The 15,008-nt window shown below is 73.8% G+C and carries 13 protein-coding genes and 2 pseudogenes; 7 read left to right on the top strand and 8 right to left on the bottom strand.

Going from position 1 to position 15,008, the window contains the following annotated elements; all coding sequences use genetic code 11:
• Positions 1-33 precede the first annotated feature (33 nt).
• A complete protein-coding gene (locus DXZ73_RS35820) occupies positions 34-1,182 on the bottom strand; it encodes a PLP-dependent cysteine synthase family protein (RefSeq protein ID WP_275898624.1) in 1,149 nt (382 codons plus the stop codon).
• Positions 1,183-1,329: 147 nt separating this feature from the next.
• Here DXZ73_RS35820 and DXZ73_RS35815 point away from each other — a divergent pair, with 147 nt between their 5' ends.
• Positions 1,330-1,656 carry a hypothetical protein gene (locus tag DXZ73_RS35815; RefSeq protein ID WP_116215082.1) on the top strand — a complete coding sequence of 109 codons (327 nt, stop codon included), beginning with the start codon at positions 1,330-1,332 and terminating at the stop codon, positions 1,654-1,656.
• Positions 1,657-1,853: 197 nt separating this feature from the next.
• On the top strand, positions 1,854-2,420 hold the full coding sequence (locus tag DXZ73_RS35810) for an ATP-binding protein (RefSeq protein ID WP_116215081.1): 567 nt from the start codon (positions 1,854-1,856) through the stop codon (positions 2,418-2,420).
• A gap of 101 nt (positions 2,421-2,521) precedes the next feature.
• Here DXZ73_RS35810 and DXZ73_RS35805 read toward each other — a convergent pair whose 3' ends face one another.
• Positions 2,522-2,812, bottom strand: coding sequence for an SHOCT domain-containing protein (locus tag DXZ73_RS35805; RefSeq protein ID WP_116215080.1), 291 nt, complete (start codon positions 2,810-2,812; stop codon positions 2,522-2,524).
• 191 nt (positions 2,813-3,003) lie between these two features.
• The gene (locus tag DXZ73_RS35800) at positions 3,004-4,227 is read right to left on the bottom strand and encodes an ROK family protein (RefSeq protein WP_116215079.1); all 1,224 of its coding nucleotides are present in this window, start codon (positions 4,225-4,227) and stop codon (positions 3,004-3,006) included.
• A 17-nt stretch (positions 4,228-4,244) separates the two neighbouring features.
• Between DXZ73_RS35800 and DXZ73_RS35795 the strand changes: the two are divergent.
• Positions 4,245-5,470, top strand: a pseudogene (locus DXZ73_RS35795) (MFS transporter).
• A 133-nt stretch (positions 5,471-5,603) separates the two neighbouring features.
• The gene (locus DXZ73_RS35790; protein WP_116216098.1) at positions 5,604-6,497 is read left to right on the top strand and encodes a DUF2797 domain-containing protein; all 894 of its coding nucleotides are present in this window, start codon (positions 5,604-5,606) and stop codon (positions 6,495-6,497) included.
• 28 nt (positions 6,498-6,525) lie between these two features.
• Here DXZ73_RS35790 and DXZ73_RS35785 read toward each other — a convergent pair.
• A pseudogene (locus DXZ73_RS35785) lies at positions 6,526-6,804 on the bottom strand (response regulator transcription factor); the annotation flags it as partial.
• 461 nt (positions 6,805-7,265) lie between these two features.
• Complete coding sequence (locus DXZ73_RS35780) at positions 7,266-7,997, bottom strand: TetR/AcrR family transcriptional regulator (RefSeq protein ID WP_116215078.1); 732 nt, start codon at positions 7,995-7,997, stop codon at positions 7,266-7,268.
• A 136-nt stretch (positions 7,998-8,133) separates the two neighbouring features.
• Here DXZ73_RS35780 and DXZ73_RS35775 point away from each other — a divergent pair, with 136 nt between their 5' ends.
• Complete coding sequence (locus DXZ73_RS35775; RefSeq protein ID WP_116215077.1) at positions 8,134-8,598, top strand: nitroreductase family deazaflavin-dependent oxidoreductase; 465 nt, start codon at positions 8,134-8,136, stop codon at positions 8,596-8,598.
• A gap of 106 nt (positions 8,599-8,704) precedes the next feature.
• Here the strand turns inward: DXZ73_RS35775 and DXZ73_RS35770 are convergent, their stop codons facing one another.
• The gene (locus DXZ73_RS35770) at positions 8,705-9,952 is read right to left on the bottom strand and encodes a geranylgeranyl reductase family protein (RefSeq protein ID WP_205519297.1); all 1,248 of its coding nucleotides are present in this window, start codon (positions 9,950-9,952) and stop codon (positions 8,705-8,707) included.
• A 175-nt stretch (positions 9,953-10,127) separates the two neighbouring features.
• Here DXZ73_RS35770 and DXZ73_RS35765 point away from each other — a divergent pair, with 175 nt between their 5' ends.
• On the top strand, positions 10,128-11,519 hold the full coding sequence (locus tag DXZ73_RS35765) for a dipeptidase (protein ID WP_116215075.1): 1,392 nt from the start codon (positions 10,128-10,130) through the stop codon (positions 11,517-11,519).
• Positions 11,520-11,541: 22 nt separating this feature from the next.
• Here the strand turns inward: DXZ73_RS35765 and DXZ73_RS35760 are convergent, their stop codons facing one another.
• Together DXZ73_RS35760 and DXZ73_RS35755 are read right to left on the bottom strand one after the other, a co-directional pair.
• Positions 11,542-12,579: an NUDIX hydrolase gene (locus DXZ73_RS35760; RefSeq protein WP_116215074.1), complete on the bottom strand. Its 1,038-nt coding sequence runs from the start codon at positions 12,577-12,579 to the stop codon at positions 11,542-11,544.
• A 282-nt stretch (positions 12,580-12,861) separates the two neighbouring features.
• The gene (locus tag DXZ73_RS35755) at positions 12,862-13,827 is read right to left on the bottom strand and encodes an ROK family protein (RefSeq protein ID WP_116215073.1); all 966 of its coding nucleotides are present in this window, start codon (positions 13,825-13,827) and stop codon (positions 12,862-12,864) included.
• A gap of 190 nt (positions 13,828-14,017) precedes the next feature.
• Here DXZ73_RS35755 and DXZ73_RS35750 point away from each other — a divergent pair, with 190 nt between their 5' ends.
• A complete protein-coding gene (locus DXZ73_RS35750; RefSeq protein WP_116216097.1) occupies positions 14,018-15,007 on the top strand; it encodes a LacI family DNA-binding transcriptional regulator in 990 nt (329 codons plus the stop codon).
• Position 15,008 lies beyond the last annotated feature (1 nt).

The following is a 15,008-nucleotide window of genomic DNA, read 5'->3' as shown; positions in this document are numbered from 1 at the left end:
GCCCGGGCGCGGCCGCCGGGGCCGGTGTCCGGCTCAGTCCGGCCAGTGGCCGGAGCTCAGGAAGGTGTCGATGGCCCGGGCGTACGGGGTGATGTCCAGGCCCTGTTCGGCGAGCCAGGCGTCGGAGTAGTACTTGTCGAGGTAGCGCTCGCCGGGGTCGCAGATGAGGGTGACGACGCTGCCCCGCCGGCCCTGGTCCGCCATCTCGGCGACGATCTTGAGTGCGCTCCACAGCCCGGTGCCGGTGGAGCCGCCCGCCTTGCGGCCGATGGCCCGGTCGAGGGCGCGTACGGCGGCGACGCTCGCGGCGTCGGGGACCTTCATCATCCGGTCGATGGCGCCGGCCACGAAGCTGGGTTCCATGCGCGGCCGGCCGATGCCCTCGATGCGGGAGCCGCGGTCGCTGGTGGCGTGGGGGTCGCGGTTCTTCCAGCCGTCGAAGAAGCAGGAGTTCTCGGGGTCGGCGACGCAGATGCGGGTGTCGTGCTGCATGTAGCGCACATAGCGGGCGATGGTCGCGGAGGTGCCGCCGGTGCCCGCGGTGGCCACGATCCAGGTGGGCACAGGGTGGCGTTCGAGCCGGAGCTGGCTGTAGACGGATTCGGCGATGTTGTTGTTGCCGCGCCAGTCGGTGGCCCGTTCGGCGTAGGTGAACTGGTCCATGTAGTGGCCGCCGGTCTGCTCGGCGAGGGCGGCCGCTTCCTCGTACATCTTCCGCGGGTCGTCGACGAAGTGGCACCGCGCGCCGTGGAACTCGATCAGCCGGCACTTCTCGCGGCTGGTGGTGCGGGGCATGACGGCGATGAACGGGACGCCGACGAGCCCGGCGAAGTACGCCTCGGACACGGCCGTGGAGCCGCTGGACGCCTCGATGACGGGGGCCTCGGGGCGGATCCAGCCGTTGCACAGCCCGTAGAGGAAAAGGGATCGGGCGAGGCGGTGTTTGAGGCTGCCGGTGGGGTGGGTGGATTCGTCCTTCAGGTAGAGGTCGATCCCCCATTCGGGCGGCAGCGGGAAGCGCAGCAGGTGGGTGTCGGCGGAACGGTTCGCGTCGGCCTGGACCTTGCGGACGGCCTCGTTGAGCCAGGCGCGGTGGACGGGGTCGCTGCGGTCCACGTCGAGGGTGGGGGTGGGGGTGGGGGTGGCGGAACCGGGATCCGCGCCCGTCGCCCCGGGTTGCACGGTGCTGTTCACGGCGCTCCTCACGCAGTTCATCCGGGCCCATGCGGAGCACTCGGACGTTTCGATCATAATTGGGCACTGGTGCGTGAGCCGCCTCACAGGCAGACTGCCCACTGGGCACACGATTCAGCCGGGGAGGCGGTTGCCGTGGCGGAGCCGGAGTTCAACGCGACCGGGGTGCGGATCGAGCGCTCCCTGCGCTCTCTCACCCGGGCCGGCCAGGTGAAGATCAAGGACGGCAGGCTCGAATTGCTGACGAGCCATGGCAGGGAGATAGACAGCGCCCCCGTGGACTCGGTCCAGGCGGGCCGCCCGTGGTTCGCCCGGGACCGGGCGCGGGCGCGGGTGAACGGGACGCGTTACGTCCTGAGGCTGGGCGGCCGGGACCAGGCCGCCGAGGAGTCGGGGCCGTCCGCGGTGCGCCGCTTCCTGGAGGCGGTCCGCTCCGCCCGGGGTAGTGACGCGGGGGACTGACGGTCCAGAAGTTGCGCAAGTGACCGCCAGAGCCGACCCTTGACTCGTACCGGCATCACCGAGGGTTCATGGCCCGTTACGCTGTGGATCCTCACTGTCGATCGGTCCGGCAGCCGCCTTCGCCGGCCCGGCGCCCAGCGCGTTTCAGAACGCCTATCTGCATCAGGCTAGCCCTACTTCTTCAGGGAGTCGCAGCCGTGATCAGCCGACCGAACAAGCACTGCACCGTAGAGCTACAGGCTCTCCCGACGCGGATCGGCCAGGTCCGCAGAATCGTATCTGCGCAATTGCGCTACTGGCATCTCGACCCGCTCATCGACCCCGCCGCGCTCGGCGTCACCGAGCTGCTCACCAACGTTCACCAGCACGCGGAGCCGGACAAGCGCTGCACGGTCGAGATCGACCTCGTGCTGGACCAGCTGACGGTCTCGGTGCGCGACCACGACCCCCGGCTGCCGCGCATCGGCAGCGCGGACCCCGCCAGCACCCATGGCCGGGGCCTCGCCCTGATCGCAGCGGTCAGTGCCAGCTGGGGCGTGCAGGAACGTCACGACGGCGGCAAGGTCGTGTGGTTCACGCTCCCCGTGCCCGGCACCCCCGCGACCCGGCCGGTGCAGTCGGACCGGACGACGATCGCCTTCGAGCAGCCCGTCCTCGAACTGCCCGCGCTCCAGGCCCCGGTGCACCGGGAACCCGCCTTCGACGAGTCCCTGGTGGCCGTCCGGACGGTGCCGCTGCACGACCGCTCTCCCGTCCCCGGCTGACAGGACACAGACACTCACCCCAGCGGGAGCGGCAACTCGCTCGTCACCACGGAGATGGGCCGACCCGCCGCAGGAGGCGGCCGGACGCGTTCGCGCGGCCATCATGGTGTGCCGGACTTCCCACCGATGCCGAAGTGTTCCTCCAGGACGGACATCCGGCGCCAGTATTCGTCCTCGTCGATGTCCCCTGCCGCGAACCGGCGGCCCAGGACGGCCGTCGGCGAGTTCTCGGCCGCTGTCGGCCGGACGTGCCAGGGGGCGCGGCGGGCGCGCCACACGGTGCGGCGCAGCAGGGTGACGACGCCGACCACGACGACGGCCCAGACCAGCGGGAAGAAGAGGATCCAGGGGCCGGGCCCGCCGTCGGCCCAGGATTGCGCGAGGTTGTTCATGAGGGTTCAGCTCCTCGGTGGTGACGGTTCCTTGTCACCACCGAGCCTGCTCGCGGCGGGCGCGCGCGTCGTCGTACGGCCGACGGCCGCCGGCCTGCCTCGGGGGGAGTACGGGCGGCGGGCCGCGTACTCCCCCCGTTCGCGTTTTCGACCCTCCACGCGTGCGCGCACGCGCGTGGTCGTGCACAGGGTCAGTCGAGCGCCGCCAGGGGGTCGTCCAGCACGGGCTGCCAGGCCGCTTCCGCCGCGCCGATGAGGCTGTTGTGGTCGAGGGTGCAGGGCAGGATGGGCACGCTGCCGCTGCGGCCCCACAGGCTGCGGTCGGCGACGACGGCGCGGAGGCGCTCGGGGTCGGCGTCGAGGAGTTCGCGGTGGAGTCCGCCGAGGATGACGCGGTCGGGGTTGAGGATGTTGACCAGTCCGGCGAGCCCGAGGCCGAGCCGGTCGATGAGGAGCTCGGCGGCGGCGCGTACGGACGGGTCGGCGTACTCCGTGCGGAGCAGCTCGCGGGACTGCTGGAGCAGGGAGACCTCGGGGCCGGGCGCGCGGCCGGCCGCGGTGAGGAAGGCGAGCGGGTCCGCCTCGACGTCGAGGCAGCCTCGGCTGCCGCAGTGGCAGGGCATGCCAGCGGGGTTGACGGTGAGGTGGCCGACCTCCAGGGCGAGGCCCGAACTACCGGTGTGCAGCCGTCCGTCGAGGACGAGGGCGCCTCCGACACCGCGGTGGCCGGTGGCGACGCACAGCAGGTGCTCGGCGCCACGGCCGGCTCCGTGGCGGTGTTCGGCGAGGGCGGCGAGGTTGACGTCGTTGCCGGTGACACCGGTGGCGGGGGCTGATCCGGCGCCGGGGACGCCCGCCTTGGCGAGGGCCTCGGTGAAGAGGGTGCGGACCGGGGCGCCGGCCGGCCAGGACAGGTGCAGCGGGTTGAGTGCCGTGCCCTCCGGTTCTGCGACGGCCGAAGGGACGGCGAGTCCGGCGCCGAGGCAGCGGCGGCCCGTCGCGCGCAGCAGTCCGGCACCGGCCTCGACGACGGCGTCGATGATGTGCGACGGATCCGCGGGCACGGTCATGCAGCCGGGAGCGGTGGCGATCATCCGGCCGCCGAGCCCGACGAGGGCGGCCCGGAAGCCGTCGGCGTGGATCTGCGCGGCGAGGACGACGGGGCCGCCGGGGGCGATGGCGAGCCGGTGCGAGGGCCGCCCCTGGGAACCGGCGGCCGCGCCGGGCCGCGCGTCGACCTGGATCAGGCCGAGGGCCTCCAGCTCGGCGGCGACGGCGCCGGCGGTCGCGCGGGTCACGCCGAGTTCGGCGGTGAGGACGGCGCGCGTGGGGGCGCGGCCGGTGTGCACGAGCTCCAAGGCCGGGCCGAGGGCGCCGCGGCCCCGTTCCAAACGTGTTGTCCGAGTCTGGGTCACGCCCCTATTCTGACTTTGTGCCGACGCTGAACAAAATACGGACGGCCATTCGGGGCCGACAGGACCCGATACCCGTCGATCCCGCCCTCCGCAGCCTGCGTACCGCCCTGACCCTTTTCTTCGCCCTCGACGGCCTGCTCTTCGCCGGCTGGGTGGTCCGCATCCCCGCGATCAAGGAGCAGACCGGCGCTTCCGCGGGCGACCTCGGACTGGCCCTGCTCGGGGTGTCCGCCGGTGCGGTCGCCACCATGACCGTGACAGGCCGGCTGGGCTGTGCCACCGGTTCGGCAGCCACCCGGTGACGGTCGCCGCCGGGGTGCTCTTGTCCCTGGGGATCGCCCTGCCGCCGCTCACCCACTCGGCGCTCGCACTCGGGCTGGTGCTCCTCGTCTTCGGCGCGGCCTACGGCGGCATCAACGTCGCCATGAACAGCGCGGCCGTCGACCTCGTCGCGGCACTCCGCAGGCCCGTGATGCCCAGCTTCCACGCCGCGTTCAGCCTCGGCGGGATGCTGGGCGCGGGCCTGGGCGGGCTGGTCGCGGGGCAGCTGTCCGCCACCAGCCACCTGTTGCTCCTGACCGTGATCGGGCTGGTCGTCAGCGCGGCGGCGGGCCGTGCTCTCCTCGCTCACCCGGCACCGCGCGCCGAGCGGCGTGCCCCGGCGTCCGCGCCCGGCTCCGGCGCGGGGCGCGGACGCCGGCTGGTCGCCGTCTTCGGACTGATCGCGCTGTGCGACGCCTACGGCGAGGGCGCGCTCGCGGACTGGGGCGCGCTCCACCTCCAGCAGGACCTCGGCGCCCGGGCCGGCCTCGCGGCCGTCGGCTACTCCGTCTTCGCGCTCACCATGGCCCTCGGACGCCTCACGGGCACCGTGCTCCTCGAACGCCTCGGCCAGACCAGGACATTGGTCGCGGGGGGCGCGGCCGCCGCCGTGGGCATGCTGCTCGGCTCGCTGGCCCCGACGGTCTGGGCCGCCCTCGTGGGGTTCGCCGTCACCGGGTTCGGCCTCGCCAACATCTTCCCGGTCGCGATCGGCCGGGCCGGGGAACTGGCCGGTCCCGGCGGGGTCGCCACCGCCTCCACATTCGGCTACGGCGGCATGCTGCTCGGCCCTCCGGCGATCGGCTTCCTCGCGGACACCTGGTCCCTGCCGCTCGCCCTGACCACGGTCGCGGGCCTCGCGGGCACGGCGGCGGTGATCGCGTACGGGACGCGGAACGTGGTGCGGGCCGCCGCGCGGTAGCGGCGCGGGGCGTTGTCAGTGGTCGCTGACACAATCCGAAAGAGAGACATCCGGGCGCGCCGGACGGGTCTCGGAGGGTGCGGATGCCGTCAGGGAGCGACGTCCGCCCGGGAACGGAAAGGGCGGGGTGGGCATGGGCGAGGTGCGTGACGAGTGGCGGTGCGCCGGGCTGCGCTGGGCACCGTCCGGACCCTCGCTGGCCTGGCTGCATCCGGTCCATGGGATGCGCTCCTCGCCCCTGCCGCCCGGACGGCCGCTGGCGTTCACGACGGGCGGTGCGCGGCGGTGCGTCGGCGTGCGCAGAGGCGGTCGGCGCACCCCGTGCCCGACGGACGCGGAGGTGCCCGGCGCGGCGGTCTCGGCGCAGTGCCCGCAGTGCGCGCGGCTGGACCGTTCGCACTCCGTGGCCGCCGACACGGCCGTCGACGATCCCCGGCCGTACGACGTCTATCTGGCGTGGTTCGGGCCGCGGCTGATCAAGGTCGGTATCACCGCCGCCGAGCGCGAAGGCGTCCGGCTGCTCGAACAGGCCGCGCTGTCCTACGCGCTGCTCGGGCGCGGCCCGTTGATGGCCGCCCGCCGGGCGGAGGCCGTGCTGGGCGCGGCGCTCGCGGTACCTGACCGCTTTCCGTACGCGGCCAAGCGCGCCGCCCGCCACCCGGTGCCACCGCGCGAGCAGCGGACCGCGGAGCTGGCCGCGCTGCACGAGCGGGCGTGCGGTCTCGGCACCCTGCCGGAGTCCCTGGCCGTACGGGCCTTCGCGCCGGTGCACCACGACGAGGCGTTCCACCTGGACCGGATCGGCCCGGGTCACTGCCTGGTGGAGCTGTCCGCGGGGCGCACGATGACGGGCACGGTCGCCGCGGTGGCCGGACCGGATGTGTATCTGGAGGCGGCGGACGGACGGCTCCTGCTGGTGGATGCCCGGCAGCTCGCGGGCTGGCCGCTGCTGGCGGCGGCACCGGGGGCGAGGACGACGGTGTCGGTGCGCATACCGGATCCGGCCGGCCCGGAGTCGCTGTTCTGACGCCCGCCCGGCGTGCCCCACGGGCCGTTCAGCCCAGCCAGCCGGGGCGGACCAGTCCGGACTCATAGGCGAGAACGACCAATTGGGCCCGGTCCCGCGCCCCGAGCTTGACCATGGCGCGGCTGACGTGGGTCTTGGCGGTGAGGGGGCTGACGACGAGGCGGCGGGCGATCTCGTCATTGGACAGACCGATGCCGACGAGCGTCATCACCTCGCGCTCGCGGTCGGTCAGCTCCGACAGGCCGACGGCGGCCGAGGGTTCCTTGGAGCGGGCGGCGAATTCGGCGATGAGGCGGCGCGTCACGCCCCCAGTGGGCGATGAGGAGATGACCGGCCCACAGCAGGCCGACCGCGTACCAGGCGGCGCGGCGGTGACCGGCGACGATCGCGGTGAAGCAGGCGATGACGACACTGGCGAAGACGGGACCGTAGGGGTAGCCGCCACCGAGATGGAGCAGGGTGACGAGGGAGGTGCCGAAGACGGCGACGCGTGGGTGGCGGTGACGGATCAGCAGGAAGGCGGGCCCGGCGGTGAGCAGGACCCGGGCGAGGGAGTCGAGCGGCACCCTGCCGGGCTGGTCCAGCGCGGCGTAGTGCCCGCCGATCTGCTGGAGGGCCGCGACGGCGAGGGTGGAGCGCCAGGGCAGGCGCCGCGTCGAGCGGGCGAACCAGCGCTCCCAGGGCGATCCCGCGCCGCGCTCCCGCGCCCACGGCGCCCGTCCCTCACTGCCCATACGGCCAAGCTGGTCGGCGGTGGGGCGCGCGGCGTCAGCCGCGCGTGGTGACCGCGTCTGCTTCCTGGGGAGTAGTGAGCCCCACCTGGTGGGCCAGACCGCGGACGGCGTGCGCGAAGAACGCGTCGCGGGCCTCGACGACCTGATTGAACTGCCCGAAGAGTTCGAAGCCGATCAGCCCGAAGAGCTGGGCCCAGGCGGCGACGAGCGCGGCCGTCGTCGGCGCGGGGAGCCCCGGGGCGAACTCCGCGGCCAGCCGCTCGACGTCGGTGTGCACGGTGCGGGGCAGGGGGTCGACGGGCGGGACGGCGAGCCTGCCGTCGGCGTGGGCCTCGCGGGCGATGGACAGCAGGGCGAGCGCGACCCGGCCGGCGGGCTCGACGGTGGTCAGGGGGGCGGTGTAGCCGGGGACGGGCGATCCGTAGATCAGCGCGTACTCGTGCGGGTGGGCGAGGGCCCAGGTGCGGACGGCGCGGCAGACGGCCGTCCAGCGGACGGTCGGGTCGTCGCTGTCGGCGGTGGCGAGAGCGGTCTCGGCGGCGGCGCCCACCGCGTTGTACGCGTCGACGATGAGGGCGGTCAGCAGGTCGTCGCGGCTCGGGAAGTAGCGGTAGAGCGCGGAGGAGACCATGCCGAGCTCGCGGGCGACGGCGCGCAGGGACAGCTTGGCCGCGCCGTCCCGTGCGAGCTGGAGGCGCGCCTCGTCCTTGATCGCGGCGGTGATTTCGCTGCGGGCCCGCTCTCTGGCGCCTCTGATCGCACTCATGGGGCCAGTCTGCCAGCCGTCGGGAGCAACAGCCAGAAACGAGAGCAGTGCTCTTGCGCCGATGCGAAGAAGCGCGCACACTGATCTCAAGCGAGAGCACCGCTCTCACAATGGTCCGAGAGACCGGGGGTATCCCATGGCGCACTACATCAAGCCCGGACGGCTGGAAGCACGGCTCGTCAACGGCACCGTCGGCTGGCTGGCACGGCGGGGCCTGAGCCTGGCGGGGTCGGCGGAGCTGTCGGTACGGGGCCGCGGCAGCGGCGAGTGGCGGACGGTCCCGGTCAATCCGCTCGACGCGGAGGGAGGGCGCTTCCTCGTGTCCGCGCGTGGCGACGGGCAGTGGGTGCGCAATCTGCGGGCCGCGGGCGACGGGCGGCTCCGCGTCGGGCGCAGCACCTCGTCCTTCACCGCGGTGGAGGTGCCCGACGAGGAGAAAGTCCCGCTGCTGCGGGCCTACTTGAGCCGCTGGGGCTGGGAGGTCGGCCGGTTCTTCGACGGGGTGACCGCGAAGTCCCCCGACGAGGAGATCCGGCGGATCGCCCCACGGCACCCCGTCTTCCGCATAACGACGACGCCGGGGGTGGGCACACGGGGGTGAGCAGGGGGCGGGGGCGCACCCGGCACGCCGCCACGTGGAGGCGGACCGGTCCCGGTCCGCCGGGCAGACCGCGTCGGCCTGCCCGGCTCACACCCCGCGAGCGTCGTCAGCGGGCGGTCGGGGCCCCGGCGCGGTCGACCGAGGACAGAACGCGTCGCGCCATCGGGTGCGTGCGCACGATCTCGGCGAGCGTGGTCGTGCCACGGGTGATCCTCGCGAACGCCTGCCACGCCGGGCGGAAGCCCGTTATGGCGGCGTGGACGAGCCCGGGGCGCCGCTTGTAGAGGGCGAGCATCCGGCGCCCGACGCCCATCTCCACACCCAGGCCGGCCTTGATGGCGAAGGCGTAGTTGAGCGCCTGGCGACGGGCGTCGACCGCGTCCTGCGCCTCGCCGATGCGGACGGCCCACTCCCCCGCCAGACGGCCAGAGCGCAGGGCGAAGGAGATGCCCTCGCGGGTCCACGGCTCCAGCAGTCCCGCCGCGTCGCCGCACACGATCACCCGGCCGCGGGAGAGCGGCGAGTCGTCCGAGCGGCAGCGGGTCAGATGCCCGGAGGAGATGCTCGGTTCGAAGCCCGCCAGGCCGAGGCGGGCGATGAAGTCCTCCAGATAGCGCTTGGTGCCCGAGCCGTCGCCCCGCTCCGAGATCACACCGACCGTCAGGGTGTCGCCCTTGGGGAAGACCCAGCCGTAACTCCCGGGAATCGGCCCCCAGTCGATGAGCACCCGGCCCGCCCAGTCCTCGGCGACCGTCGGGGGCACCGGGATCTCGGCCTCCAGGCCGAGGTCGACCTGCTCCAGCTCGACCCCGACATGAGCCCCTATCCGCCCGGCGCTTCCGTCGGCGCCGACGACCGCGCGGGCCAGGACGGTCCGCCCGTCGCCGAGCACGACGGCGACGGTGCGCCGGTCGGGCACCGCGGGGCCGTGCTGCTCCACCCGGGAGACGGTCACGCCCGTGCGCACCTCGGCGCCCGCGTTCTTCGCGGCCTCGACCAGGCCGGCGTCGAACTCGGGCCGGTTGATGAGCCCGAAGAGCATCCGCTTGGAACGGCGGGTGCGCGAAAGCTTCCCGTTCAGAGAGAAGGTGACGGCATGCACACGCTCGCGCAGCGGCAGTTCGAAGCCCGGCGGCAGCGCGTCACGCGAGGGGCCGATGATGCCTCCGCCGCAGGTCTTGTAGCGCGGCAGTTCGGCCTTCTCCAGGAGCAGCACGCGGCGGCCCGCGGAAGCTGCCGCGTGGGCCGCCGAAGCCCCCGCGGGCCCCGCGCCCACCACCACGACGTCCCACACCGGCTCCTGGCCCTCGGCTGCGTCCCGCCCCGCGTCCTGGGCTGCGTTGTCGCTGCTCACCTGTGCTGTTACTCCCGCTCGATCACCGGTTACGGCTACCGTCCGCATCCTACGGCCCGCCGCTCGGCCGCCCTGCCGCGGGAAGGCCGCGGGCACGTCCGGCGGTGGCCGTGGGAGGATCAGCAGCGCAATCGCCTGTATGTACGGATAACGCCGCGCCCCCAAGGAGCGTTCCATGGAGCAGCCCTCGACCCGCCAGCACCGGCCGGCCCCGGCCGCGCTGGCGGCGACCGTCGCCTCACTGCAGTCCCGCGCCAGGGCCGAGCTGGCCGAGCTGGTGGCCTTCAAGTCGGTCGCGGACGAGGCCCAGTTCCCCCGCAGCGAGTGCGAGGCCGCGGCGAACTGGGTGGCCGACGCCCTGCGCGCCGAGGGCCTGGAGGATGTGGCCCTCCTCGACACCCCGGACGGCACCCAGTCCGTCTACGGCTGCCTGCCGGGCCCGGCGGGTGCCCCCACCGTGCTGCTCTACGCGCACTACGACGTGCAGCCGCCGCTGAACGAGGCCGCCTGGCTCTCGCCGCCGTTCGAGCTGACCGAGCGCGACGGGCGCTGGTACGGGCGCGGTGCCGCCGACTGCAAGGGCGGCGTGGTCATGCACCTCACCGCACTGCGGGCGCTGAAGGCGCACGGCGGTGTCCCGGTCACCGTGAAGGTGATCGTCGAGGGCTCGGAGGAGCAGGGCACCGGCGGCCTGGAGCGGTACGCGGAGGCGCACCCGGAGCTGCTGGCCGCCGACGCCGTCGTCATCGGCGACGCGGGCAACTTCCGGGTGGGCCTGCCGACCGTCACCGCCACGCTGCGCGGCCTGTCGAACCTGGTGGTCCAGGTCGACACGCTCGAGGGCAATCTGCACTCCGGCCAGTTCGGCGGGGCCGCGCCGGACGCGCTGGCGGCGCTGATCCGCATCCTGGACTCGCTGCGCGCGGAGGACGGCTCGACGGTCATCAACGGCCTGGACGCGGAGGCCCGCTGGGAGGGACTGCAGTATCCGGAAGAGGACTTCCGCAAGGACGCCAAGGTCCTCGACGGTGTACAGCTGATCGGCTCCGGCACGGTGGCCGACCGCGTCTGGGCGCGCCCGGCCGTCACGGTCCTGGGCATCGACTGCCCGTCCGTGGTCGGCGCCACGTCGTCCGTGCAGGCGAGCGCCAAGGCGCTGCTGAACCTGCGGGTCCCGCCGGGCACGGACGAGGCCACGGCCGCGAAGCTGCTGACCGCGCACCTGGTCGCGGCCGCGCCGTGGGGGGTGCGGGTCTCGGTCGAGCAGGTCGGCCACGGCCAGCCGTTCCGCGCCGACACCGAGAGCCCGGCGTACGCGTCGATGGCCGAGGCGATGCGCGTCGCCTACCCGGGCGAGGAGATGCAGATCTCCGGCATGGGCGGCTCGATCCCGCTGTGCAACACCCTCACCTCCCTCTACCCGGAGGCGGAGATGCTGCTGATCGGGCTGAGCGAGCCGGAGGCCCAGATCCACGCGGTGAACGAGAGCGTCTCCCCGGAGGAGCTGGAGCGGCTCTCCCTGACCGAGGCCCTCTTCCTCGTCAACTACGCGGCCGGCAAGCGCTGACGCCCTGGCGGACCATGGGCCGTCAGCCGACGGGGACGCCCGCTTCGAGATTGAGCGGGCGCCCCTGTTCTCGGGCGCGCAGCGCCCACCGGAGTCTGCTCAGCCGCACGGGCGGCAGCAGGGTCGCCGCCTCGCTCTCGGTGACGAAGCGCCAGCCGCGCAGTTCGGAGCCGGGCAGCAGGAGCCGGTGCGCCTCGGCCGCCGCCAGCCGTCCGCCGTCGAAGAGGAACCGCAGGCCGCCGTAGCCGGGCGGCTTCGGCGGCTCCCAGTCGACGACCAACAGCCTTGGCACCTCGGGGAGTTCGATGCCGATCTCCTCGGCCACCTCGCGCATCCCGGCGCGGGCGGGCGCCTCGCCCGGTTCGACCACCCCGCCGGGGAATTCCCAGCCCGGTTTGTAGGTGGGGTCGACGAGGAGCACCCGGTCCTCCTCGTCGAAGAGCAGCACCCCGGCGGCGAGGGTCTCGGCCGTGGGTTCAGGGGTCTGGACGATCTCGCAGGCGGCGGCGCTGCCGCCGCGTACGGCCTCCGCGACCTGCTCGGCGACCTGGCGCGGTGTCAGCCCGCCGGTGTCCACGGCGAAGGCGTCGGCGCGGAGCCAGGGCAGCGCCGCGTGGTAGGGGGCGATGTGGTCCAGCGCCCAGCGCCGGACGCTCTCGCTGCGCTCCGGGTCGTCCTCGTACTCCTCACGGTTCGCGATACGCGCCCGAAGTATCGTTTCGTCAACCGTCAGCAGCACATGCCGAACAGAGATGCGACGAGAGGCGAGGGCTCCGAAGATCTCATCCCGGTACTCCTGTCGCAGCAGGGTCATGGGGACCACGAGCACCCCGCCGACCTCGGCGAGCAGGGCCGCCGCCGCGTCCACGACCAGCCGCCGCCAGATCGGCAGGTCCTGGTAGTCGCCGACCTCGCCCATCCTCTTCGGCGGCACCAGATGGCGCAGGGCTCCGCCGATCACCTCAGGGTCGTAGAGGGTGCTGCCGGGAATCAGCTCGGTCAGCTCTCTCGCCGTGCTGGTCTTCCCCGTACTGAACGCGCCGTTCAGCCAGACGATCACGGTTCCCCCTTCTCCGTAGACCCCTGTGAAGTGCCCGGAACACCTTGCCACGGAAACGCGTGCGAGCGGCATGGTGCGGCGCCCGGCCCCCGGTCGGCCACTGAAGGCCGGATTCCGCCCGTTACGCACCCTCGGCCGCGCCGGTCAGTCCGGCCGCAGCCCACCGCCTCCCCGGTGTCACCACCGCGCCGGCCCGGCCGGGTTCACGCTTCGCACGGCCGGCCCGCGTCCCCGGCACCGCTTCCCGCGCATACCCCCGCGCCGGACTTCCACCCCTGGGTGTCAGCCTCTCGTGGGCGGCGTCCAGAGCCCCAGTTCCTGCGCCGCGGCGGCCGCCGCGCCCACCAGCCCCGCGTCGGAGCCGAGCCGGGCCGGGAGCACCTCGACCCCCGACGCGAAGGACAACGTCGCGTAGTCCCGCAGGCGCTCGCGGAGCGGGGCGAAGAGGACGTCCCCGGCCCCCGCGACACCGCCGCCTATGACCGCCACCTCGATCTCGACCAGGGTGGCCGTCGCCGCGATGCCGGCCGCGAGAGCCTGCGCGGCCCGTTCGAAGGAGGCGCGTGCCACCGCGTCCCCCGCGCGGGCGGCCGCCGCGACGGCGGCCGCGCTCCGGTCGCCGCCCGGGTCCGGACGCCAGCCCGTGTCGAGCGCGCGGCGGGCGATGTTGGGGCCGCTGGCGATGCGCTCCACGCAGCCGCGCGCCCCGCAGGGGCAGGCGTCGCCGTCGAGGTCGACGCTGATGTGCCCGATGTGGCCCGCGTTGCCCGTGGGTCCGGTGTGGAGGCGTCCGTTGAGGACCAGACCGCCGCCGACTCCGGTGGACACGACCATGCACAGGGCGTTGGCGCGGCCACGTGCGGCGCCCTGCCAGTGCTCGGCCGCGGTCATGGCGACACCGTCGCCCACCAGCACCACCGGCAGCCCACCCGCCCGCTCGCGCACCTCGGCGACCAGTGGGAAGGCGCGCCAGCCCGGCACGTTGACCGGGCTGACCGTGCCGCGGGAGGCGTCGACGGGGCCCGCGCTGCCGATGCCCACCGCCAGTACCCGCGGCCACTCGGCGGCGCGCACGAGTTCCTCCAGCACCTGCGCCACGGCACCCATCACCGTCGCGGCGTCCTCCCGTGCGGGCGTCGGCCGCTGGGCGCGGACGACCAGGCGCCCGCCGTCGTCCACCAGCGCTCCCGCGATCTTGGTGCCGCCGATGTCGAGAGCCGCGACGAGGCCGGAGCGATCGGTGTGCATTTGGTGCGGTATCTCCTGATCCACAAGCGGCGAAAGGGTGTGCGGACGCCAGTCTCCCCAGAGTTGACAACGTTGTCCAGGCTCTATGCTCGACGTCACCCCCACGCTTCGACGCCAGCCGTGACACACAAAGGAACGAGCCATCGTGGCCCAGACCAGCCCGCAGTACCGCTACGGCAACCGCCCGACCATGAAGGACGTGGCGGCGCGCGCGGGGGTGGGCCTCAAGACCGTCTCCCGGGTGGTGAACGGCGAGCCGGGCGTCACCCCGGACACCGAGCGGCGCGTGCAGGACGCGATCACCGCGCTCGGCTTCCGCCGCAACGACAGCGCCCGCATCCTCCGCAAGGGCCGTACGGCGTCCATCGGACTGGTTCTCGAGGATCTCGCCGACCCCTTCTACGCGCCGCTCAACCGCGCCGTCGAGGAGGTCGCCCGCGCCCACGGCGCCCTCCTCATCAACGGCTCAAGCGCCGAGGACCCCGACCGCGAGCGGGAGTTGGCGCTCGCCTTCTGCGCCCGCCGCGTCGACGGCCTGATCATCATTCCCGCGGGCGACGACCACCGCTATCTGGAACCCGAGATAGCGGCGGGCATCGCCACCGTCTTCGTGGACCGCCCGGCCGGGCGGACGGCCGCGGACGTCGTGCTCTCCGACAGCTTCGGCGGCGCCCGCGACGGCGTCGCCCACCTCGTCGCCCACGGCCACCGCCGCATCGGCTTCATCGGCGACCAGCCGCACATCCACACCGCCACCGAGCGGCTGCGCGGCTACCGCGCCGCCATGGGGGCCGCCGGGCTGCCCGTGGACGAGAGCTGGGTGTCGCTCGGCCCGACCGCCCCCGAGCGCGTCCGGGCGGCGGCGGAGGCCATGCTCTGCGGACCGCGGCCGGTGACCGCCCTGTTCGCGGGCAACAACCGTGTGACGGTCACCGCCGTGCGCGTCATCGCCGCGGCGGCCCGCCCGGTCGCCCTCGTCGGCTTCGACGACTTCGAGCTCGCCGACCTCCTCTCCCCCGGCGTCACCGTCGTCGCCCAGGACGCGGCGCGGCTCGGACGCACCGCGGCGGAGCGGCTGTTCCGCCGGCTGGACGGAGTGGTGGAGGCGCCGCGGCGGGTGGAGCTCCCCACCCGCCTGATCGTGCGCGGCTCCGGCGAACTGCCGCCCGCCGAGAGCTGAT

Source organism: Streptoverticillium olivoreticuli subsp. olivoreticuli, assembly GCF_003391135.1.
Taxonomy (GTDB): Bacteria; Actinomycetota; Actinomycetes; order Streptomycetales; family Streptomycetaceae; genus Streptomyces; species Streptomyces blastmyceticus.
Note: the sequence above shows the minus strand (reverse complement) of the source record. Positions and strands in the feature narration are given on the sequence as shown.